Raw genomic sequence first — 22238 nt, forward strand, 5'->3', positions numbered from 1 at the left:
TCGTGTTGCCTGGACTTCGAAAAAAGCGATCGGCGAAAGTTTGCAGTTCTAGAGTCCCGAGCCGCCGTTGCCGCCGTCATACTGCGTGTAGAGGACGGCCGCAGCGACAATGATGACCACCAGCACAACGATCAGCCACGTCGTGGGGAAGCCATCACCGGAACCTGGCCCGGGCGTTTCCGTGCCAGGTTCGGTTGTCGGAGTGTCTGTTGTGTCGTCCGGCTGCGTTGTCGTAGTCGGCGTGGTCGTCGTCACCTGCTCTTGGGTGGTGACCGCGAACGGCGAGAAGCCGGTCGTCTCTGCGCTCAGGATAACTTCGCCATCCTGGGTTTCAGCGCTTGTGTCGAGCGTCTCCCACGCACCATCGCGGTAGTGCTGGATGACTAACTCCTCAGCGGAGACATCGAGTTCGTCAAGCCGCGACTGGGACACGCCAACGGTCACTGTTGCCGTTTCACCTTCGGATGGGTCAGGCGCGGAAATGTCTACGCCGCTCACGAACTGCCCAGTTGGGGCCGGGGCATCTGCCGGCGGACCGGACAGTTCCTGAACCGTCACCTGGCCGGTTGCGCCGGGGACGTTCACCGTGACACTCGTTGCGCCGAAGCCACCGGAGAGTTCCACTTGGCCGGATCCGTCCGGACCAATTTCAATAGTCTTTGAGACGGGTTCCGGCGTAGGTTCAACCGGCGGGGCGATGCCGCCACCGCCGCCACCGCCACCGCCGCCACCGCCACCGTTATTGTTGTTGCCATCGTCACCATCGTCGGCTTTGACGATTTCGACAGTGCCGGTGGCAGTACTGAAGTCGTTGATACCGTCACCCTGAGACGCGTAGATATATCGGTAGGTTCCTGTCGACCAATTGCTGAACGTCTTGATGGTCAGGGTAGTGCTGTCATCCTTGTTTTTGACAGCGACAGCGGACGCGTCAAGTGTTTTAGATCCAGCAGTCGTCTCAGGTTCAGACTTATCTGCTCTATCAGCAACGTCCTCAATAACACTTGCAACAGTGTAATTTCCAGATCGCTCTTCATCGCCGATGCTCATTCCAGCGACGGAGACCGTCCCAGTAACATTTGCAACCCCATTGACGTATTCAATCTCGCGGTCAACAGAGAGGTTCTCCGTCGGCTGGTCGCGGTTCAGTTCACCATCAAGAGTAATCGTAGTAGTACTATCCTCGAACGTAGAGTTGTCATACAGGACGAGCGAATGGTTTGTCGCGCCCGCGCCAGCAGCTAAGTTTCCAGTGACATCGAACTCTGCGCTAGTTCCACGTTCGATTTTACCGTTATCAGGAGTGGTGACGTCGCCAGCAGCCTTCTGAACCATCGCAGCCTCAACGCCGACAATCGTTGTTTGGCTATCGACAGAAATCTCATTGTTAGCGACGTTTAGTCCTTCACCCGTATCCGGCTTTTCGAGCATAAACACGTAGTGCCCGGAGCCATCTGGGTCATAGGTTGTGGTAAACTCATTGTCCGCATCTAAGTCGGTCTGCTCGTAGAAGGTCGCGTTTTGATTAGCATTTTCTGTGGTGAGCTGTTGAATAAGCTGGGTTCGGTCCATCGATTGGTCAAGTTCCGCACCCGATTGGTCTGGATCCAGTTTTGCAATGATGAGGTCTGTGTCTCCGTTTACATCATTGGAATCGAAGGTCAGACTGATATTCTCACCAGATGCGAATACAGATAGCTTTTCTTTTTCTAAAACGGCAGGTGTCGTTCCATCATCGAGTTTAAGATTTTTATTCGGAACAACGGTACCGGATTGGCTTACGTTCGTCCGTAGAGAGAAAACTGACCTCTCCCAAACGTCCACCGAGTCTGTTGCTTCGAATGTTTCTCCTTCGGGGATAGTGGTATACACGTCCCCACCTCCGCCAACAAACGCAGCACCTGCCACTGATGTAAACATCATCAGCGCAACAATTGCTGCGGTGACGCTCCAGAAGGAACGTCCTAATCTATCTGGCATAGGACACAATGGATATCCATACAACATAACATTTTCGCGTGCGACTGGTCAGGAGGGTTACTAGCTCCCTACTTTACACCGCAGTCACGGATATCAGACGGTATTGGCTAAGTGAATACACAAAACATTTCAGCAGACGTCTGAGTGCTACTGACGAAATGAATTCAAATATACAATCTCTTTTTATCATCTTGCTTGTAGTTTTAGGTTTAACGACGGTCCCTGTCGCCTTTGCAGCTGAAGAATATAGTATTCACGCGTCAGAATCTGTTGACACTGAACAAAGAACAGTTACTGTTGACGGAGAAGAACACCAGATCCGCTCCGTCGCTCGGGTTGCTGTAAATAATGATCTGACAGCGAACGTCGAGGCCCCCGAGGGAAAAACCGTCCCTGTAGAGGTACGCAACAGTGACCGCGAGATTTTCACTAGGACTGAGCAAACCGGCAGTGGGACTGTCTCAGTAGATACGTCCAGTGCCGATCCTGGCTCGTATGTTCTCGTCCTTTGGAACGAGAATGGCTACGAAGTAGAAGACGTACAACCGCTTGTTGTGGCGGGCTGGGATGCGTCTCTTTCAGCACCCACAGCAGTAGAGCAAGGCGAGTCACTCTCTGCGACAGTAACCATCGACGAGTTGACTGCAATGCCAGAGCCGGAGTCAGTGGAAGTGGTCTTCACACACGAGGACTCTGTCGTGTCAAGAGTGGATGCCGAAAAGACGGCTGATGGCGAGTACGAAGCGACTCTCGATAGCGATCGTGATCTGGGTACGTATCGTGTGTATGCGAACGTCCGAAATACAACGACGGTTGATGGCCGTCACGAAGTCGTTGGGGTAACTGACTCGCATACGATCGAAATCAAAAGTACCACGACAACAGAGACTCCCGGCGAACAGACGGAAACTGAAACTGGTTCTACAGGATCTGGTGGCGGTGGTAGCCAACCTGCAGCGACCACAACCACATCGTCAGAAACGACCACAGCCACACATTCGACCACGTCGACCACAACTTCGCCAGCGACAACCGCCGAACCAACGTCAAATGCGTCGACGACAGTGACAGCCGATTCGACGGCCGCAGCAACGACAGCCCCCGAAAATAGCGGCGTGATTACGGCTTCCTCACCGACGCCCACTACAACGCCGACTTCCACACCTGGCTTGGGGATTGTGGCCGGCTTTGTTGCCCTCGCTAGTTTCGTGCTCCTCACGCGAGTCTACAGATAGACAAGGCGAACGCATCGGGACTTTCCCCCGAGGTCACTGATCGATGTCGTTTGCAGAAAAGGCCGCCCAACGCACCGTCATCTGTTCTTCGTCGTCGCCCACACTCACCCGCTCAACCGTTACTGGAGTCTCGAGTCCGCGCGCAATTCCAATCGCGAGGAAGGACTGTACTGGGTGGTCGAACTGTGACAGCGAGCCGAACTGGGGATCAGTGATCTCGAAGATAATGTGATGGTTGTCGGGATCGGCGGTCGCGTCGACGTCCGTAGCCAACTCCAATCCTTCTACCAGTCCTTCCACCAAGTGCGAACTCAGCTCACTCGGTGTGTCTGGCAGCGGCCCGCTATGTGATTCCTCGAATTCATCGACGAGCTGGCGTCCCGTGGGATGGAGCGAGATGCCAGTCTCTTCCGGGGACTCACCAATCGTGAACGTGGAATCCAGTTCATCCGGAATCGCCGTCGTCTCACCTTCTGGAATGTAGAGTCGACTCTCCTGGTCTTGTTCCAGATAGATCCGGTTGCCCGACAGTCCCAGTTCACCAGCGACGGCATCGAGATTGGTGGCGAGCGGTGCATAGACGGCGTGACCGATTGTGACGGGGATGAACTGCTCAGGAGTGAGAAACCACGTCAGGACAGCGGCGAAAAGGCCGACGCCAGCGAGTGCGAACAGAACTTGCTGGGCGGGCGTGATAATGACACCAGCTACACCAGCAAGGAGGCCAACACCGGCGAGTCCTAGGGCAGTGTAGCGATATGTCTGCTGTTGGGTTGCCGCATACTGCTCGCGTAAGCGCTGGTTTTCTGCCTGGAGTGTTTCAACTTGCGCCTGTAACTGCTCTGGGTCAGCGCTTTGCTCATCGTCAGGTTCCGATGCATCTGTGGCGTCGTCGCGCTGCAATTCAGCATTATGACTCATTCGTGTCTCCGAGGAGTCCGAGTTGGAATTTCTCATATCGATGCACTGCGTAGATTAGTAGGCCACCGCTTGCGGCGATTGTTACTGCGGCGGTCGTGATGCCGTTGCTTTGGGTGATCGCGAGAGCAACTGCCCCGCCGAGTGCCACGACACCGCTGAGAGTGAGGAGTGCTTGTATCTGGCGTAACGTGCGAAATTCAGCCACCAGTAGGAGTATGGCCGCGGTTTCGAGCACCGCGGTTGACCACAGCGGTGGGAGGCCTGCACTCATCAACGCGCCCGCGTGAAGGAGTACAATGCCAAGGAGTCCGGAGCGCCACCACGAGAGGGCGCCAACGAGGAGTGCGATGACGATTCCCAGTGGTCCAAGCACAGCCAATAAGCCACCGGCACCAACGAGGGTTCCAGCGGTTAACAGTCCAAGACGCTGTCGTGTGGGCGAAACGGTCGGGAATGGGTTCTTTGCTTGGGTCGCCATCAGTCGTCAGCCTCCATTGGGCGGGTACTACGACTGCGCCCAGACGCGAGTACTGATTCAAGTCGGTCACCCGGGGCGACTTCGTAGGCAGTTACGCGGGGGATCGAATCCAGTTCACGGCGCAATTCTTCAAATTCGATGTATTGGTCGTAGTGCTGTGGCCGGCTGTGTGCAGTGGAGAATAACACGGATGGGGTGAGAAAGACTGTGACCGCGCCTTCGTGTTTCGCTGCCATCTTTGCGGCTTCAACCGTCCGGCGCGGATCCGTATCATCAGTAAACAGAATCATCCACGTGTGTTGTGCGCGCTCCTCTGTGACTCGTCGCACCGCTTCAAACAGCGGGTCATCAGCAAGGCGTTCGATGTAGGAGCCTGGTTCTGCAAAGTACGGCTGCAGTGTGCGGGCAAACGCTGAGTCACGCGCCGCTAATTGCTGTGCGATGGCGCCGGCTTCACCTGGGCCGCGCCGTGCCGATCGTGAGGTTTGGACAGTCGTTCCTTGCTCCGGTGTGAGATTTTGCAGTGTCCAACGGAGTTGTCGATATTGGGCTGCAGTTTCCGTTGGTGTCTGTTGCATCCGGAGGCCCGCTGCTTCGATTACAGACAAGGAGACCGGATCGGCGGCTGCTTCGGCCATTTCAACGAATCCGAGCGCCACCTCACGCAGATATGCGAGCTTTGAGCGGCCGCGTGTGCCATCCCACAGTTGGGGTCGGGCGTCAACGAGCATCGTCACGTGCCGCGCTGTTTCAGCCTCGAACTCGCGAACGTAGGGTTCGTTCAGTCGGGCCGTCGCCTTCCAATCAATTTGTCCCACGCTATCTCCGGGCCGGTATTGGCGGAGTTCAGCGGTTTCGATCCCACTGCCTGTTGTTGTGGATTGATGTTCCCCATACTGGCCGGCCAGACGCTCGCCACCCTGTCCGATGTGGACATCAGTGGGGGCGGGTGGTTCGACGGTGATCGTGGTGTCCGTGTTGATCTCAAGCGTTTCTGTGACGACGTTGGACGAGTCTTGGAGATGACAGTGGATCGCTGGGATTTCAAACTGCCCCGCGACGGGGAACTCGACCTCGTGTACGGTACTCGTCTGGGTGTCTCCGGGTTCGAGTGTGAGGGTCGTTTCTGGGCCCGCAACGCCAGGGCCGTATGCGACCGCGAGCTCGATCGGCGTTGTGGCTGGTTCGGATACTGTCGCCGAGATGGTGACGGGGAGTGTTCCGTCGGGGACAGTGCGGTGTTCTGCGGCCGCAACCTCCACAGCGAGTTGCTCTTGGATCGTGCGAAACTCGCTCGTTGCTTGCCACTGTAAGAGGAGTACCCCCGCGAGGAGTACTATCGCACCTAAGAGGATGAGCGGTCGCGACGTGAGCACAGCCCCACCGAGCAACGCGACTATGAGTCCGCCGATGGCTTGGAGCCGCCGCGTGGGGTCCATTGGGGTGTCATTTCTGGTACCTGTAGTTGAATATTCTGCTCTGGGGGCTGGATCAAGGTTGGAGTTGGGTGCAGGGAGGACAGGCGTACGACGGCTGGTTGTTACCGTACATTGGAGAGAGGATTCAGGTGTTGTCACCGTCCTCTTGAGAACACAATGCACATATGCAGGCCAGTGTTCACTAGAGTTGCCTGTCGGACTCCATAGGACGACAGGCATCGGGCAGTTCCTCTCGAATTTGCCCTTTGCTCCATTCCACTACTAGTCGGTGAGTACTGGCTCGTCAACGAACACAGGATACCGCAGGCAGCAGCACCAGCACCACTCCGTCCCGCGTCTCGTTGGCCGCCGTCCGGGACGGCGGCCTGCGCGGCTCCGGGCCCCCGTGAGAAGGGGCCGCTCCGCCGCTTGCGGTGGGGAGTCGAGACGAGCGGTCCAGGGAAGAGCGCCTTGGGTTCGGAGCTGTTTCTGAACTCTGGGCCCTTGATCGGTAATCAGATATTTGATACTATGTCTGCCGAAGCCGATCGGCGATGATTTCGAGGGCCTCCCAGAGAACACCGGCCGGCGCTGTCGCCGCAAGCGATACTTCGTCGTAGTCGTACTCATCGGTTGGTGACGCCCGCTCCTGATAGTGGAGGTGGCCGTCGACGTGTGGGTTCGGTTCGAGATGGACGCCGCAGTCGAATCCTGACGACTCGCTGTAGAGGATTTTGAAGTTCGACGTGAGTGATGTCCGACGGCGGTCGTCGAGACTCGTCTTCGGTGGAAGGTGCGGATTCGGCTGCCACGTCACCCGTAGCGATGCCGATTCCCCACCGCGCCCGAACTGTGCTGGGTCGACGTCCGCCTCAAGTTCAGCATACTGCCCGTCCGGGCTCCCCCACGCGGACATAATGGCTGGATGGTGTTCGAGTTGTTCGCGTAGCGATCGCAGAATTCGGTGACGTTTCTCGACGTCTTCTTGTGTCACCCCCCGACCGCCATCCGGTCGCTGTGGCTGACGGCCGGGCCCACTATCGACGACAGCCTGCTCTCTCTTGGTATCCGTTTCGTCCGTGCCAGTCATGCAGAGGCAGACGGACGGGCAGTATACGTGTCGTAGTGGTCGATCGCGTCCCGAAGCAGCGAAAGTTGATACTGTGCGGACTCCCAATCTGCCGCGGTACGCAGTCGCTGTTGGGCATCCTCGACCGAGATATCTTCTGTGACGGACGCACGAAGCGACCGCGGTGACTCGACATCATACGCCGCTTTCCAGGTCTCGATATCCGCTTGGATGGCTGTTGCCTGTTGGGAGAGGTCAGCTTCTGAGTTTTCTGCAACGAGTTCCTGTATCGCAGTTAGGCGCGTGTAGACCGGGTCTGGATAGTACGTCTTGCCCCGTGCAGACTCTCCGGTGACGAGCACACCGAGGTCGACAAGACGTTCGAGATGATTCCGCGTCGTCGGCTCAGAAACATATGCTTCATCGGCGATCCAGACCGCTGTCCGCGGCTCCTCGAGCGATGATGCAACCGACCGTACTCGGTCGAATCCCGTGGTTGCGTCTTTCCACCGGGAGACATACGCCGGTTGGTCTTCCCCATCACGTGAGTCAGCCATACCCTACACCACGCTACGAAAGAATATAATGTTACCTCCAGCCAAACTATTCTACTTCGTATTTCCGATGGCAGCTTTCGGCGACCGAGCCGGATTGTATCCCTTACGGGAGGGAGCGTTCATCCTTTTCCCTATGCCACTCAGCTATCGCCAACGCGACAGTGCCACATCGACAAAGACCTCAGGTCACAGACACCCCGCAAGAGAACGGATCTCGACATAATGAATCAACCAACTCAGAGAGTACGTCCTCGACAAAGTTCTCGATTTCGCCACTGAACCGCTGCGGCGCATTCAGGCCGCCAGGCGGGTCTCAAACACTCTTTACTGATTTTGGCGACGTAGGTGCGGGCCGTTTCCAGCATCGTCCTGCATTAATCACTCCGACAATACCTCAAGCTTCTGGATGATCTTCATATAGACGTTAGGCGCACAAAACCATCCTTCATCGATCATCGCATCAATTACTGTCCGTGCCTCGTCGGCACTGATTACGCCCTGCTTCGTGAGTTTCAGCACAAGATATGCCGTTCCCCGGGTTGTGATTTCCTCAACGGCAGCAACGTCACGGCCGTAGGTTTCGTCCATCACGGCCACACCGTCGTGGGCCTCAGCGCAGGCGAGGACAGCGACATCAGCATCGCTGAGGTTGCGATTATCCCGAAGCCGAGAGAAGAGCGAGGTAATCTCAACCGCCACTACGTCGAAGGTGTCGGCTTCGACGCGACGCTCGATACGCCGCGCGTCCGGATACCCCTCTTCGATGCCGGTGGCGACGACCTCCTCGTAGACGCGCTTAGGGATTACACACGATGTTTCAAGATGCTGGACGAGTTCGAGCCGGTTGACTTTCGCGAGATAGATGAGCGGTGTGGCGTCGAAGACCCACATTCACAGCGCCTCGAGATCTGCGTCGAGATGATCGTCCGCCACCCACGTGATATCGCGTTCTTTGGCGAGTTGTGCAAAGTCCCAGACAGACATCCCCGCCACCTCGGCCGCTTTGCTAACTGTGATAGAGCCGGCTGCAAGCTGGTCAAGTGCCTGTTCGCGACGCCACTCCTCGAGGCCTTCCGAGAGGAGTTTCCGAACGGCCGTACTTCGGTCAAGCTTCTCGTCTTCGAGATACGCCTCGAGTTCGGCCTCTAACTCATCGGGTACACGTGTCGAGATCGTTCCCATATTGTTTACTTCGTGTGCAATGTATACAAACGCTTCGGGTGCATTTGGCGAAGCCCTGTGTTTGTAACGTCTCTATATGTGGAATTTGAGACCACAGCGGGTAGAGCGGATTTGTAATGCGTGGTATCGCCCGAGTCAAGAGAGCAGCCTACAGGTGGCCGTATCCCTTGCGTTCGAGTTCTGCTTCTAGTTCCACGTGCATCGCTTCGACAGTCTCCTCGCCGAAATGCTGTCCCGTCATCACTCCCGAGATCTCCGCGATTTCAGCGTGCCATGCACGCACTGCGTCCGCAAGGGCCGCGAGGAGCTCTTCCTCCGTCTTGTCTGCTCCGTCAACCTCCTCGACGACCTGCCACCCCGGCTGGAAGTTTTCGAGGACGTATCCCCTCTCTTCGAATTGAATCGCGAACCGCTCGCAGACCGCCCCGAACCCCGTTTCGATACTGAGTAGTGGGATGACGTGGACAACATCATCTCGTTTCTCCAACTCACGAAGATCCGCAACGGGGACCGCAGTTTCAGGGAGCACTGAATAGAGTGGGTCAGGGAGGGGTGGATCGGTTTCACCGGTTCCTGGCGCGTCGTACTGATCGTCGATGGACTCGCCTTTCTCTTTCACGACCTCCGGTGGTTTGTCACTCGGTTCATCGCTGCGAATCTCTTTCAAGATCGCGTAGAACCGCCATTCGTTGCCGTAGTCGTAGAGATAGCAGATGCGATCGTACTGTTCGAGACCGAGCTGGCGGGTCATCTCACCGATCGTCACCTCACCGGCGTTCTCGATCCGCTCGGTACGCAATATCGGATCACCACCAAGCGACTCCTCGTACTCCTGCGGGCACTGGTATTTGACAGCGCTGTCCCAGTAGTCCTCGTCGTCGCCGACGAACCAGAGGTGGCCCTGATCGAGCCCGATTGCAGGGTTGATCGCCGACTGGAACTCGGCGATCGTTCTGTCCGCGCCGACGACGATATCCCGCCACAGTGATGTCGGGTCGGGATCGAACTTGACGCGAAAGCGGTAGGCAGTCATCCTTGCATCTCTGCTCCCGTGCGGAAACTGGTGAGGTCGTCGATACGCTGTTCGAGCTCCTCGATTTCTTCGCGAAGTTGGTTCGCCTCATCGTCTTCGCTGGCAGCAAGGCGGTCTTTCAGTCCCTGGAGTCGGGACTCTTTGACGTCTTCATCGACCTCCGCTTTGCGAACGTATTCGCTCTCTTCGACCTCGTACACATCGGATTCCGAAAGCGTGGTGACCTCAAGTGCTTCATCGACTTTCGAGCGGTCAATGCTTAGCACACGTTTGCGGTCGATGCCAGCGTTCTCGAGCCGTTCCAGCACCTCCTCGTCGTCTTTGAGCGAGCGGTTGCGGCGACTCGTCCGTTGGATGGAGCCATACTGCCCGGAAACCGGACGATCGTGATGGAGTCGAGCGAGGAGGACATCCGCGATCTCCTTGCGGAATTCGTTGGCATCTCGCTGGACATCCGAAAGCAGGGTGTAGAGATCCACCAATGCGTCGGTCTCCAGTTCAGGGAGGTCAGTTACATCGTGGCGTTCGAGTGCATCGATGAGGAGAAGGGCGTCTGAGTAGACGTCCAGTCCGTCGGGTTCAGTTCGTTCCTCGTCCGTTGGTTCCTGCTCTACACCCATCACCTGCGTTGCCGTCGCAACCTCCGATTGTGTGATGATGCCAGCATCCTCATCAACCTCGAATCGTGGATGGACACTCCACACCGCCGGGTATGGATCGGCATCCGGTGGGAGACGATCAAGGTCAAACCCGTCGGGAGTGTCCTTGATTCGTCGATAGAGCGTTTCGAACTGGTCGCGCTGGAGCGGCCGGGTCTCGTCTCTGTCCTCGAACTGAATGATGACGCGAGCGTCCTGCACGTCAGTAATACGAAATCGCCGATGAGAGAGCGGCGTAATGAGCGTCGCGCTCTCGGGGAGGTCGTCAAGCTCCTCGAGAAGCGTGTGCCAGCTGGCGGTGAACGACATATATTGTGGTTGTACGCCATTCCGACTAAATCTTGTTCACGACGCGGCCCTGACAGGCAGTCTCTGTAACAGACAGTCTAATACGTGGCTCTTCGAAACTACCGATATGGCTGAGACGTACGCACTCCGTGTCCAAGTCGAGTCACACGAGTACGACGGCGAGTTCTATCTTATTGGCGAGGGGTACGGAACCCCAGCGGACGTGTTAGACAACGTCGCTGCCGACCATCTCTTGCGAATCTCGAATGCGCGACGTATCGAAGAGTACCTGCTCGATGTGCTGAAGCACGGAGAGAATACAGGTGCGGCCGAGTATGAGGCGACAGACAGCGATGTCGAATGCTGGATTCACGTTGACGTCTCCTACCAGAGGTACGCCTTCGGTGTCGGGGACAGAGTATTCGAATTCTCCGGCGACCCGAGCAAAAGCGAAATCGCATCGACTGTCACGCAACTCCAGTCGTAAGTTGTGGACTCTCGTTCAGCATTTTCGAGGTGGAGCCCCCGACCTCAAGGAGCGAACGGAGTGAGCGAGTAGGGAGGGGAGGAAACCGACATGGTACGACACAACCGCCACACTGCGACCGATCGACTCCCAAGTCTATAAGTACCGTCGGGTACTCTCTGAAACTGTGGGCGTGCGTCGAACTGCCGTCGTGAAACTCGCCGTTTCCGACGAGCAACGCGACGCACTCGACCGAACCGCTGAACAATACCTGTACTGCGCGAACCGAACCGCCGACTACTGTTGGTCCGACACCTCCTACACTGAGTGTCAGACCAACAAGCGAGAGGTCCGTGACGCGCTCTACTCCGAACTTCGAGAGGAGACGGACCTTCAGGCCCAACTTGTCCAAGCCGCTATCAAACGCGCTGTCGAAGCCGTCAAAGCATGTGTCGAACGGTGGAAAAAGGGACAGCGCGTCTCTCAACCGGCGTTTACCGCCGAAACGATGGACTACGACACCCGGAGCGCGACCTTCTACCGGAACAAGGTGTCGCTGGCAACTGTTGAGGGTCGAGTCGAACCGTCGTTCGTTCTTCCGGCAGACAGTCCGACGCCCTACGAGCGGTACGTACTCTCCGAGGAGTTTGAGTTCCGCGAGAGTACGCTTCGGTACGACGCGACCACCGACGAGTTCTACCTCAACATTTCGACGCGGCGGACAGACAGTGACGATGAGGTTTCGGAAGATACCGGGCACTCTGACCAAACGGTCCTCGGTATCGACCTCGGCGTTAACAGCCTCGCCGTCTCCTCAACGGGGCGCTTCTGGCAGGGGGACGACTATGACCATTGGTGCCGCGAGTTCGAGAAGCGACGTGGCGAGATGCAACGGCGCGGCACGCAGGCCGCACACAACGCGCTTCTTCGCCTCGGCAAGCGCGAAGAAGCCTGGCGCAAACAGTACATCCACACGGTTGCCAGTAAGCTACCACGCCCTGAAGGGCGTGGCATTCAGCGTGGACTCCCGTTCTAACTGTGTAACACAGTAGGCGAATACTCGCCATTCACGTTCATCGTCCCGCTGTTCAAGCGCACGCCTACGGGTGCGCCTCCACGCCCAGACTTTTGCTGGTCGCGGAGATACTTCAAACCGATATTCTTCGCCGCATTATAATCCGCGTGAACATCATACCCACACTTCAAACACTCAAACTCGTCCTGCCCATTGTTCTGTGGACGATTATCCTCGTGAGTGAACCCACACTTCGAACACCGCTGACTCGTGTGCGCCGGATTAATCTGCTTCACGACAAGCCCTTCAGACTCGGCTTTGTACGTGACGTACTCGAACAACCGGTGGAACGCCCACTTGTGAACCGCCTTCGCGTACGGCAAGCGTTCGCGGATGCCTTTGAGTTGCTCAAACACGATATGCGTACAGTCGTTTTCGAGAGCTTCCTCTACGAGTTCGTTCGAGATGATGTGAAGCATTTGCTCGAACCGCCCGGTTTGCTTTTGACCGACTCGCTGGACGTTCTCGTGCGCCCACCGTGTCCCGGTCTGTTGGAGGTCGCCTCGACGCGTCTCGTATTCTCGATGCCAGTGGTTGAGTTCGCCACCGCTCCAGAAGCGTCCAGTTGAGGTGGTTGCGATGTTTGTGATGCCGAGGTCAACACCAAGGACGGAAACGTGCATGGCATCGCCTGAATCGGCATCATCGTTCTCCACGGCGGGCTTTGTCCGCACGTGAAGGTAGAAGCAGTCCTCAACCTTGTCGTAGTGAAGCGTAGCTCCTTTCACGTCGTAGTCCTCGTTGAACAGGTACGCTGAGTGCGGCGTGTCACGCTGTTTGTCTGGGAGGACGAACTCTGCGGTTACTCGCCCGTCGATGGTGGCGAGTGTGGCGTGGTCGTCGTTGACGGTGACGGTTCGGGCGTCGTAGCTGGCGAACCGTGACGTGAAGTGTGGCTTCGAAGCTTTCTTGCCTTCCTTCCAACGTTCGACACAGCCTTTGACGGCTTCTGCGGCGCGGTTTCGTGCAGCTTGCACGAGATTGGCTGGGAGCGGTGAGTCGTCTCGAACATCGTAGTACGTGAGGTCGTGGAGTTTTTGCTTGCTGGTGATTTTCCAGTCTGGTTCCCACGCTACGTTTACGACGTAGTTAGCGGAGTCAAGGAAGTGGTCGGTTGTCTGGTGGAGGAGGTTAGCGGCACTCTCGTCCACATCGAGCTTGATGGGAACGGTTCGAGTGCGTGAGTCTTCCACCATCTGCATTTCATATGTAGAATAGAGTATTTATATTGGTTTGGATTGGCGTAGGGGAGTCGTCCTGCCATCGAGCGTGGATGGTGTCAGTGTTGTCGGCTTCCTCCCGCGCCTAAAGTCCTGTCTCTTACCCATAAGTCTCAGGAGTGCAGTTCGTATCCCTCCGCCCAGGTCTGAAGTTTCTTGAGGCCTTTCCACATCGTCTCCCAACCGGGCGGTGGATCGGAATTTCGGTCAAGGTAGCCGCCGATCTTCGCAACCGCAATTGCGTACGCTTGAGCCTCGTTGTCGGTCAATTCTGGAAATTTCGTTTCCAGAATTGACCGTTCAGTCTCGCTCAGAAGGACATCAGGTGAGTAGTATGTCTCTCCCCGAGCAAGTTCCCGCAACTCCAGCACCTTCCACGCAATCACCGAGTAGACACTCAACAAGACCTCCATACGTTCCCACGTTTCTAGCCGACGTTCCTCGATTCGGCATCCAGTTTTCAGCACCTTGTGCCAGTCTTCGATCGTCCATCGGGCGCGATAAGACTCTACCACACTCAGCGAGTCATTGAACGTAGCGACCGATTCAGTGGTGAGTAACACCCACTGAATCGGGTCATCTTGTTCTCCAAGTTCGTCGATTCGTACGACGTTTACCTCGACTGGCTCGGTGTGAGTTGGATCGTTCTTTGGAGGGAGTAACTCACACGAGCCGGCTTTGACGATGAGCTCAGCCTCTCTAGCTTCTCTTCCACTTCCTTGTTCGATCTCGATAGACGTGCGACCTTGTTCGGGGAGGTCTTCACTCCAGTCAATCAGACGCCCGTCCGTTCCGGACGGCGTCTGAATACAGCGGTTCTGATTTGCACGGATGACGAATCCAGCGTCTAGCTCGTCTGTAACTTCGCGGTAGAACGCAAATGCATCGGCTCCTCGGTCGTGGATGAATATCGGTCGAATATCCTCGGCAAGCCAGTCGCTGGCTTGCCTGTCCCCTCGAATCCATTTTTTCTGTTCGCTTTCTAATTCGATCGGCTCACCCTTCCCATTCGCGTCGTGTTTGGTGCTGGCCTGTTGGTCCTCGATCAGCGACTGCTGATCGATGACCCCAGTCATACGATGTGTCTGTGGATCGACTCCGATCGTCGAGTGAACCTTGACACCTTCGAGATCCGTGGTGGAGTTGCCGATGTCACCGAGTCCTTCCTTTGACGGATGTCTCGGAAACACAAGCTCGGTCGTGTCAGAGATAACTAGAAGCTCCTCCGTATCACGGACGCGTGAGCGTTGTTCTCGCTTGTGCGCATCAAGAATCTCGTTCGGATCCACACGCTCGTTATCACAAAATCGGTACGTAGCCTTTGTGGAGGCCCAGTCCTCGCAGGCGTTAGGGATCGACTCGGCAGGTGCCCTGCCGAGCCGATCTCCGACCTGCATCAATCGGTCAGTGAGCCGTTCGTCACCAAACTCAGCAGACTTGAACTCCTTGCGAACTGTGCCAGAGACGTCCGTTTGACACAGTTCAGCCTCTTCTACATCAGCTCGCCGGCTTCGTGAACCGCTCTGCATCTTGGCCACAGGTTCCACGAACTACGGCGATAGGATTTGTGGGTAAGAGACAGGCCTAAAGTCGCGGGTTTCCGCCTTGCAGTCATTATGAGATCGTCACGGAAGCCGTCGAACACGACTGCGACGTAATCGCGTTCGAGGAGTTGAGCGACATTCGAGAGCGGCTTCCACAGGCGAAGTGGCACCACGTCTGGGCGTTCCGACGCCTGTTTGAGTACGTCTCCTACAAAGCCCCTGAACAGGGGGTCTCCGTGGAGCAAGTTGAGCCGAACCACACATCCCAACGGTGTTCTCGGACGAACTGTGGCTTTACGCACGACGGCAACCGCCACGGCGAACACTTCGAGTGCCAGAAATGCGGGTATGAAGTGAACGCGGATTATAACGCTGCAAAGAACATTGGCGTGCGGTACGCTCGAAAGCGACAACACAAACTCCGTTCCTCGCCCACGTCGGGGAGCGGAGACGCACCAGTAGACGTGCGTGTGAATGGTGGGATGTTGAACGGCGAGAGTCACCAGCCTATTGCTGACGACTGATTGCCGGGAGTCCACATCAAAGCCCTACCCTCAAGGACCGAGGCACGTAGCGCCGAGGGAGTAGGGTAGGGTAGTTTACGGATCGAAGTGGTAGATGTAGGGGTGGTCAGCCTTCCCAGCGGGCATAATCTCTTCGAGTAGCTTGCGAACTTCGGATTCGGAGGGGGCACTAGTGATGATCCGATCATCGTAAATCGCTACATAGGCTTCATTGAGTTCCAACTCGCGCAGTTCGCGACCCAAGCTTCGGGCTCGTGCCTTCCCCATCTCCTGGTGGTAAATCCGCTCCAATTCGTCGGTTTTCTCCCGCAACTTCTCGATCTCCGACGCGTATCGCTCTCGGTTGCGCTTGTTCTTTATGTAGAAGCGCAACTCCTCGGCGTCCGTCTTTTCGTCTTCCTCGGGTACTGGAAGCGAGTCGATGATGCCGAAGCGATGTTTGGCCTCTTCGTACTCGTCCTCGATGTCAGTGCTGAGCGAGCCCCCGAAGATGATGTTCTTGACCCCGATCCACCCATCGTAGACGATCTGATCCTCGAATGGCAACAGGACGACACTCGAAACCGGGACTGGAAGTGCGGATTCATCCCACAGTTCGGCGAACGGAAGCCGAGCCGGACGGACTGCGTATGCTTTCGGTGGTTCTGTCCAATCGAGGAAGATCGCGTCGTCCTCTCGAAAGCGGACGACAACGAACTCTCCGGCGACGAAGTCAGTCCACGCTGCGACCTGTTCGAGATCAGCCTCCGACAGGTCGGGAGGATTCTCTTCAACGAAGTCTTCTATCAGGTCCGTCGTCGACTTGTTGTACAGCGTGTTTCGGAGCGGGAGAAGCTCGTCAGTATAGTGCTGTTCAAGATCAGCGACCGTTTCGATGTCTTCGATGACATCGAATCGGTCGTTGACATACACCAATAGATGGGCGTACAGGTCCAGAAACCGTTGTTCGCTCTCTTCGGACAGCCGTCTGCTGGTTTCACTCATCGGTAAGAGACGTGTTCACGAGCACACTAATCAGGCGTTTCGAACTCCAATCCGTCATCGATACTCCGCAACCGTTCGATACGGGACGTAGTAACCGATCTCATCGATCCACGTCGACAGCCACCCATCGGCAGTCGCTTCATCGATCTTCCCAGCATCGATTGCAGCCAACAGAACACCAACCGACCCGACAACGGTCACGCCCTGGTCTTTCGCAAACGATCGGGCATCTCCGTCGTCTGTCAGTAGTCGACCGTCGTGTGCGTCGGCAAGGGCGAATGCCTGTGCTTCCCCGGGATCGAGATGCCCACCAACAACGGCTTCTCTGTTTGCGACAGTATCCGAAATCGTCGCGACTGGGATTTCGTCATCAAGTGCATCGAGTGCTGACTGAAGATACGGATGGTCCTCGACGCCGTGGTCAAGTTCCTCGCGAACGACTGGAACCGTACAGATCCCGGAGAGTCCTGCAACGATCCACAGCTGATCGATATACGCAAAATTCGAGAGGACAGTCGTGTTCAAGACGCTCGGATTCGCTGGGGGATCGCTACCTGTCATTTAGCACGTGACTCCTCATCAGCCGAGTCCTCATCATCGAAGTCGAGTTCACGTGCTGCCTCGACCTCGTAGGTTGCGTCGTCTTCGTCAACAAGCCCGAGTCGGAGTTCAACGCCGTGCTCACGGAGGATGTCACGCATCGTCCAGCGGTCGACATCAGCGAGTCTCGCCGCATCACCGAGTGTGATTCGCTCGCGTTCGTAGAGGGCCACCGCAGCTGCAATCCGTTCGTTCTCGTGGTCCTCGAAGTATTCACGCACGAACTCTCGCAACGCATCGCTCTTGCCCCCGAACACACCAGCCTCGACAGCACCCTCGATGAGGAGGTCGAGATCGTCTGGATAGGAGCCGGTAATTCGTGCCATCGTTCTATCCGTGACTACGACTTCATACTATTTATGAACTGCGCCAGAATGCCATATGCCGTCAGCTACCTCCCTGCAGCGTCGAAAACGTTACTGTTCGACGACGAACTATCTTCAGATGATGAGCAATAGCACTCACGACCGCACAACGAGGAAACTGAGCAACCGAGCGTTCCGAACGTTCGTCGCTATGAGGGTTCAGCAACCCCTGCCGATTGCGTGGGCGTTTCGTTAGCAAGCCGGATCAAAGCCCCACCCTCAAGGACCGAGGCACGTAGCGCCGAGGGAGTAGGGTGGGGGAGTTTACTTCGGATCGTAGGGATTTGTGGCTGTATCGAGCCGATAGACATCCTCGACAGCGTCAAAATCGTCGTCAAACGCATACAGGTAGCCGAGCCCCTCAGTTTGCATATACGCGACAATGCAGGCATCGACGAAGGAGAGCGGTTCGTGTTGGCGAAAGAGGGCCTTCCCTGTCGCGAGGGCGTCGGTGGTGAGTGAGTCGATGTGGAAGCGGGCGTTTTCTTCGATGCGATCAAGGAGATCGACGGCTGCGTCGTGGCCGGCGTGGGTCGTGAGGCCGTTGAGTGTTTCCGCGAGCACGTAGTCGAGGACGACTGCCTCCGGGAGCGTTCCATTGTCGATGCCGCGGAGGACCGGGAGTGCGGCGTCGTGTGAATTATCTTGCTTGTACGCGGCTGCAAACAGGACTGACGTGTCGGTGAGGGCGCGTGGCATTTACTCGACGTCGACGCCCCAGGCGTCGTGATCACTGGTTACATCGGTCGGCTCCTCACCATCATAACCGTCGAAGTCGGCGAACGTGCCCGTCTGCTGTTGGATGACTTGGACCCGAATACTCCCGTCATCTTCGAGATGCCAGCGGAGCTGATCACCGTCGTCGATATCGAGTTCCCGGCGAATCCGGGCGGGGATGTTTGCCTGGTTTCCCGACACCTTGCTTTCGGCGTCGATCCTGTCACTGCTCATATCTCCCGGTAGGTGCCCCGCCGTGAAAAGTCTAGTGTGCTGCCACACTACTTAGCTGGAACAGTGACGCCGAGCGACGGATTCACCGCCCACCCGGAAGGGTTCGAGGCCGAGTTCATGGACAAGCCCCGTCCTCAACGAGCGCGTCAGCGCGAGTAGGGCGGGGTAGTTGACATCGAGGGCAGTCCGTATGCACAGCGCGCATCCACTCCACCGTGTCCGTTGTTCCACTCTTGGGGCCGCTGTTTGTCTGCTTTGTGGGGAGTAGTCTCGCTGTGAGATTCACGGTTTTGGTGTCGGGGTTGACACTGGCCTCGAAAGGGGTGGTCCCCGTTCGGAGATGGCACTCACAGTACACCGTCGTCAGCGGGAATGAGGGTGTTCGGATCGTAGTTGAGTCACGTGAGTTTGTAGCGGCCCGTTTCACACTTCGCTGTCGCCCTGCAGCCTCCGTCGCAGTTGTCCCAGCGAAGAGACGACGCTAGTCCCCCTCCGCACCGCATCTCGTTGGCCGCCGTCCGGGACGGCGGCCTGCGCGGCTCCGGGCCCCCGTGGGAAGGGGCCGCTCCGCCGCTTGCGGTGGATTGGTTAGGGAGCATCGAGTTCGAGAGTGCGAGATCGACTGTGGACTATGGTGCGCTCCTAGGGGACGTATGTGGGAGTGTATGCGAATCGGCGGTCTATAGGGAGGGCTGGACGTGGTTTTTCTGGATTTCAATATGACCGATAGGTGGCCATAGCGGGGCTCTCTCTCGGTGTTACACTCGAAAAGTGGTGTGTCCCGAGCGGTGGCTGTTGTCTCTCAGCTACTGTTTCGTTGAAAGGCGACGCCCATCGGTGGGACGCGAGTCCGAATGGATTACTGACACTCGTGTGCGGCAATCCGTTCTGGGAGTCCCTCCCGTCCACACTGGGGGCACGCCACCAATGGTGTTGAGTGAGTAGTTGCGAGCGCTTCCCGTGCCGCCACAATATGGTCACGCGCGTCGGGATTCAGCGCCCGCGTTTCGGCTTGGGCGAGTTGTGTGAGTGCCCACTCACGAGCTGTCTCACTCATTGTGGGGCCTCTTGGAGACCGCGCAGACACGAGATGCAGAGCGCTGGATCTGAGGAGCCACGGATGAGTAGCGTTCCGCAAGATGCACACGAGACGCCGTAGATGGCTGTCGGTACGTGCGCACTCATTCTGTGACCCTCCAGACGGGTTCAGGTGCGCCCATATCCACGGAGATCTCGCCGAGTCGGTCACCTGTTGAGAAGCTGATGCGATTGACGAGGAGCACGGTGACTGCGTTGCTCCACCTGCCGGACGCTTCGACAGCGTGTTGCTGGGTCGGGCCCCCTCGAAGTGGGTGGATTTCGCGAGCCCCGCTGTCGTTGACGATTATGGGCTTTGTTCGCGAGCCAACGAGGATTCGGTCGCCGGCGTTGAGGTTGCGGACGTCGGTGATGCGTTCGTGGTCGGTACGTTCTTGCCTTGTCGCACGTATTTCTGCCATGGGTTCCTATCACGAGAGCCCAGCCCGCCTGCTGCAACAGGCGGGACCCTATTCATAAGGTGAATAGCGTCTCCTAAGGCTGAGGTCTCTATATTTTACCACGTGTTAAAAGTAGATAAGACTTTTGTCTCGTGAAAAACAAAGTCCGATAATGGCCGTCTCAGTGATCGAAAGTAAGAGTGGAGCTGTTATTCAAATATTCAAAGAATCTGAGGATCCGGTTCTCACAGCCGCTGAGATAGCTGAAAGAATTGGGATGACACGTCAGGGAGCGAACTATCGGCTAAAGCAACTCCAAGAACAAGACGTCGTTGACCGCAAGAAAATCGGGAGTCGAGCAGTTGCATGGTGGCTCGTTGAAGATTAGCCTTCGATAATTTGTCGCTCTCCTTCGTCGGAGAGCCAATAAACAACAGCTCGAGACCCAACTTCTCGTTTCTCTAAATATCCCTTTTCGATGAGCTTGTTAAACCGATAGCGAATCGCTTGACGGGTATAATCCGTACGTTCCGCAATTTCTTTCGCAGTGACTATGGGATCGGGGGAAAGATAGATCTCACGGAGGAGTTGAATATCGCCTACCTCCGGATTCTGACCGACCATTACCTTATGTAGGCTTCGTGCGCGGGGAGTAAAATAATCAGAGGTTTGTCATCTCATTACACCAGGCTGAATTTTTACAGGTGGTAAAAGATAAGTACCCACACCTGAATATCTGCTATAAGCGACGCTACAAGCGGATTTGGTAGCCCACAAAAATGCGCCAACCGAGGCACCATCTCGGCCGACGCTTGTGGGGTCGCATTAGAGACGACGATGATAAGAGAGAGCCAAACCAGTAAAAAAACAGTCGGTTACGGACCGGTACAACCAGTGCAAACTCGCCCCGAATATACGCGCCACAAATCCGCGGGTTGTCCGAGACAACTTGTGCAAATTTTGCCAACAACATAGTATCCGAACTGAGCACAGATTTCGGGTCCTAACTATGAAATTACAGGCCACTGGCAAGCCACGGAGCCACTACTTGGGTTTTTCATCCGTACAAGGACGCTGTGTAGGTTCTCACCGGATGAACGCCAGAGGACTCCCGCCTGAGACGAGGGGCGACACTCTCACCGCGTGAGGGCTTCCTTGATCAGCAGATTGCAGCAAATGAGCGAGGAATTCAGAGACATCTGACCGGTTCTGACTGACAGCAATGAGTACACGCGAGACACTTACCGAGGCCAGCGTATCGACACCCGAACACCGTAGACAGAATAGCGATCACATCGAAGCGAGACTCGCACAACTGGAAGCCCGATTCGAGGATCGAATTGAGGCGTTGGAAGCAGAGAATGAACGATTGCAGGAGCGCGTCGGTGAACTTGAAGCAGAAAACGAAGAACTTCGGGCAGAGTTAGAAGACGTCACCACCGACGTTGACCGGAATAGTGAGGATCTTGCCGAAGCCTTCCAGACAATCACGCCACTGCGGAAGCTGGTGATCGGGGAGGGACACAGCAAGCCTCTAGTAGAGGTAATGAAGCAACTTCGAGAAGAGCAGGGGCCACTCAACCAGCAACTCGGAGAACACACGCAGAAGCTCCACCGACTGGAGGACGATTTGAATGAAGACATTGCCCGAGAAGTCGGGATCCTTCGCTCCCAACAAAATGCACGGATACGCCAACTCGCCACCGAGACGGGTGTCGAGCTAGAGCTAACAACCGGTGACCAAATTACGCGCGTTCGAGAGGATGGAATCGATGCCGTATGTGCCTCACCCCGAAAGCGTGATCGACGTGCCGAACGCGTGTTGCAGCATATCGAAGAGTGGGGGACGAAAGAGCAACTCCGATCTGGGAGAGCCTATCGACTTCCACGGCCACGGGTGAAACGACTGCTCAACGGAATCGATAGTATTGGGATTACGATGACGAGCAAGACTGTTGGGGATGTCTTTGATGCGATCGAGAAGATTGCTGCGGGCTCAACCCGACTCGTCCAACGACGAAAGCAGGGTGGCGTGGAGCACCTCTACGTCGGCTTCCCTGAAACCACGGCGTGATGATGACGCGAAGGCATCTTACAGTCGTCGTAAGGCGGGGTCGAGGGTGTGGCTGTAAGAGTGGTCACGGCGAAGCCAGACGGCTCACGCCAGCAAGAACAGTAGCCCCATCAGATTCCACGTAGGCCACGCATCCA

Annotated in this window: 23 protein-coding genes and 2 pseudogenes; 6 read left to right on the forward strand and 19 right to left on the reverse strand. The window is 56.5% G+C overall.

The window, feature by feature from the left end; genetic code table 11:
• Positions 1 to 48: 48 nt before the first annotated feature.
• The gene (locus tag NO362_RS14285) at positions 49 to 1980 is read right to left on the reverse strand and encodes a PGF-pre-PGF domain-containing protein (RefSeq protein ID WP_256546733.1); all 1932 of its coding nucleotides are present in this window, start codon (positions 1978 to 1980) and stop codon (positions 49 to 51) included.
• A gap of 158 nt (positions 1981 to 2138) precedes the next feature.
• Here NO362_RS14285 and NO362_RS14290 point away from each other — a divergent pair, with 158 nt between their 5' ends.
• Positions 2139 to 3215, forward strand: a complete 1077-nt coding sequence (locus NO362_RS14290) for a hypothetical protein (protein ID WP_256546734.1) — start codon at positions 2139 to 2141, stop codon at positions 3213 to 3215.
• A gap of 33 nt (positions 3216 to 3248) precedes the next feature.
• Here NO362_RS14290 and NO362_RS14295 read toward each other — a convergent pair whose 3' ends face one another.
• The 9 genes from NO362_RS14295 to NO362_RS14335 all read right to left on the reverse strand — a co-directional run bounded on the left by NO362_RS14295 (position 3249) and on the right by NO362_RS14335 (position 10841).
• Positions 3249 to 4136 (reverse strand): DUF7982 domain-containing protein, encoded by an 888-nt coding sequence (locus tag NO362_RS14295; protein WP_256546735.1) that lies wholly within the window; start codon positions 4134 to 4136, stop codon positions 3249 to 3251.
• Positions 4126 to 4614, reverse strand: coding sequence for a DUF8163 family membrane protein (locus tag NO362_RS14300; protein ID WP_256546736.1), 489 nt, complete (start codon positions 4612 to 4614; stop codon positions 4126 to 4128). The genes NO362_RS14295 and NO362_RS14300 overlap by 11 nt, the downstream gene beginning before the upstream one ends.
• Positions 4614 to 6053, reverse strand: a complete 1440-nt coding sequence (locus NO362_RS14305; protein ID WP_256546737.1) for a DUF58 domain-containing protein — start codon at positions 6051 to 6053, stop codon at positions 4614 to 4616. The genes NO362_RS14300 and NO362_RS14305 overlap by 1 nt, the downstream gene beginning before the upstream one ends.
• Positions 6054 to 6561: 508 nt before the next feature.
• Entirely contained in the window at positions 6562 to 7026 is a 465-nt protein-coding gene (locus NO362_RS14310; RefSeq protein ID WP_256546738.1) for a hypothetical protein, read from the reverse strand.
• A 92-nt stretch (positions 7027 to 7118) separates the two neighbouring features.
• Positions 7119 to 7658, reverse strand: a complete 540-nt coding sequence (locus NO362_RS14315) for a DUF7342 family protein (protein ID WP_256546739.1) — start codon at positions 7656 to 7658, stop codon at positions 7119 to 7121.
• Positions 7659 to 8036: 378 nt separating this feature from the next.
• Complete coding sequence (locus NO362_RS14320) at positions 8037 to 8549, reverse strand: PIN domain-containing protein (RefSeq protein WP_256546740.1); 513 nt, start codon at positions 8547 to 8549, stop codon at positions 8037 to 8039.
• The gene (locus tag NO362_RS14325) at positions 8550 to 8840 is read right to left on the reverse strand and encodes a UPF0175 family protein (RefSeq protein ID WP_256546741.1); all 291 of its coding nucleotides are present in this window, start codon (positions 8838 to 8840) and stop codon (positions 8550 to 8552) included.
• Between the two features lie 148 nt (positions 8841 to 8988).
• On the reverse strand, positions 8989 to 9873 hold the full coding sequence (locus NO362_RS14330) for a DUF7964 domain-containing protein (protein ID WP_256546742.1): 885 nt from the start codon (positions 9871 to 9873) through the stop codon (positions 8989 to 8991).
• The gene (locus tag NO362_RS14335) at positions 9870 to 10841 is read right to left on the reverse strand and encodes a DUF7983 family protein (RefSeq protein ID WP_256546743.1); all 972 of its coding nucleotides are present in this window, start codon (positions 10839 to 10841) and stop codon (positions 9870 to 9872) included. Before NO362_RS14335 ends, NO362_RS14330 begins: the two co-directional genes overlap by 4 nt.
• A 106-nt stretch (positions 10842 to 10947) precedes the next feature.
• Here NO362_RS14335 and NO362_RS14340 point away from each other — a divergent pair, with 106 nt between their 5' ends.
• Together NO362_RS14340 and NO362_RS14345 are read left to right on the forward strand one after the other, a co-directional pair.
• A complete protein-coding gene (locus NO362_RS14340) occupies positions 10948 to 11307 on the forward strand; it encodes a hypothetical protein (protein WP_256546744.1) in 360 nt (119 codons plus the stop codon).
• A gap of 166 nt (positions 11308 to 11473) precedes the next feature.
• Positions 11474 to 12277, forward strand: a pseudogene (locus tag NO362_RS14345) (RNA-guided endonuclease InsQ/TnpB family protein); the annotation flags it as partial.
• Between the two features lie 41 nt (positions 12278 to 12318).
• Here the strand turns inward: NO362_RS14345 and NO362_RS14350 are convergent.
• Together NO362_RS14350 and NO362_RS14355 are read right to left on the reverse strand one after the other, a co-directional pair.
• Complete coding sequence (locus tag NO362_RS14350) at positions 12319 to 13557, reverse strand: RNA-guided endonuclease InsQ/TnpB family protein (protein WP_256546745.1); 1239 nt, start codon at positions 13555 to 13557, stop codon at positions 12319 to 12321.
• A gap of 137 nt (positions 13558 to 13694) precedes the next feature.
• On the reverse strand, positions 13695 to 15110 hold the full coding sequence (locus NO362_RS14355) for an IS4 family transposase (protein ID WP_256546883.1): 1416 nt from the start codon (positions 15108 to 15110) through the stop codon (positions 13695 to 13697).
• Between the two features lie 89 nt (positions 15111 to 15199).
• Here NO362_RS14355 and NO362_RS14360 point away from each other — a divergent pair.
• A pseudogene (locus NO362_RS14360) lies at positions 15200 to 15649 on the forward strand (zinc ribbon domain-containing protein); the annotation flags it as partial.
• Between the two features lie 75 nt (positions 15650 to 15724).
• On the opposite strand, the gene NO362_RS14365 reads toward NO362_RS14360, so the two are convergent.
• The 6 genes from NO362_RS14365 to NO362_RS14390 all read right to left on the reverse strand — a co-directional run bounded on the left by NO362_RS14365 (position 15725) and on the right by NO362_RS14390 (position 20048).
• Entirely contained in the window at positions 15725 to 16633 is a 909-nt protein-coding gene (locus NO362_RS14365) for a hypothetical protein (RefSeq protein ID WP_256546746.1), read from the reverse strand.
• Positions 16634 to 16687: 54 nt separating this feature from the next.
• Positions 16688 to 17194, reverse strand: a complete 507-nt coding sequence (locus NO362_RS14370; RefSeq protein WP_256546747.1) for a PIN domain-containing protein — start codon at positions 17192 to 17194, stop codon at positions 16688 to 16690.
• Complete coding sequence (locus NO362_RS14375; RefSeq protein ID WP_256546748.1) at positions 17191 to 17559, reverse strand: UPF0175 family protein; 369 nt, start codon at positions 17557 to 17559, stop codon at positions 17191 to 17193. The genes NO362_RS14370 and NO362_RS14375 overlap by 4 nt, the downstream gene beginning before the upstream one ends.
• A 303-nt stretch (positions 17560 to 17862) precedes the next feature.
• Complete coding sequence (locus NO362_RS14380; protein ID WP_256546749.1) at positions 17863 to 18297, reverse strand: PIN domain-containing protein; 435 nt, start codon at positions 18295 to 18297, stop codon at positions 17863 to 17865.
• Entirely contained in the window at positions 18298 to 18549 is a 252-nt protein-coding gene (locus NO362_RS14385) for an AbrB/MazE/SpoVT family DNA-binding domain-containing protein (protein WP_256546750.1), read from the reverse strand.
• Between the two features lie 1181 nt (positions 18550 to 19730).
• Positions 19731 to 20048, reverse strand: a complete 318-nt coding sequence (locus NO362_RS14390) for a hypothetical protein (protein WP_256546751.1) — start codon at positions 20046 to 20048, stop codon at positions 19731 to 19733.
• Between the two features lie 151 nt (positions 20049 to 20199).
• On the opposite strand from NO362_RS14390, the gene NO362_RS14395 reads away from it, so the two are divergent.
• On the forward strand, positions 20200 to 20415 hold the full coding sequence (locus NO362_RS14395) for a winged helix-turn-helix domain-containing protein (protein WP_256546752.1): 216 nt from the start codon (positions 20200 to 20202) through the stop codon (positions 20413 to 20415).
• Here NO362_RS14395 and NO362_RS14400 read toward each other — a convergent pair.
• Positions 20412 to 20651 carry a MarR family transcriptional regulator gene (locus NO362_RS14400; RefSeq protein WP_256546753.1) on the reverse strand — a complete coding sequence of 80 codons (240 nt, stop codon included), beginning with the start codon at positions 20649 to 20651 and terminating at the stop codon, positions 20412 to 20414. The genes NO362_RS14395 and NO362_RS14400 overlap by 4 nt on opposite strands.
• A 598-nt stretch (positions 20652 to 21249) precedes the next feature.
• Here NO362_RS14400 and NO362_RS14405 point away from each other — a divergent pair.
• Positions 21250 to 22101, forward strand: coding sequence for a hypothetical protein (locus tag NO362_RS14405; RefSeq protein WP_256546754.1), 852 nt, complete (start codon positions 21250 to 21252; stop codon positions 22099 to 22101).
• Positions 22102 to 22238: the final 137 nt, after the last annotated feature.

The organism is Halobellus inordinatus (genome assembly GCF_024498335.1).
Taxonomy (GTDB): Archaea; Halobacteriota; Halobacteria; order Halobacteriales; family Haloferacaceae; genus Haloquadratum; species Haloquadratum inordinatus.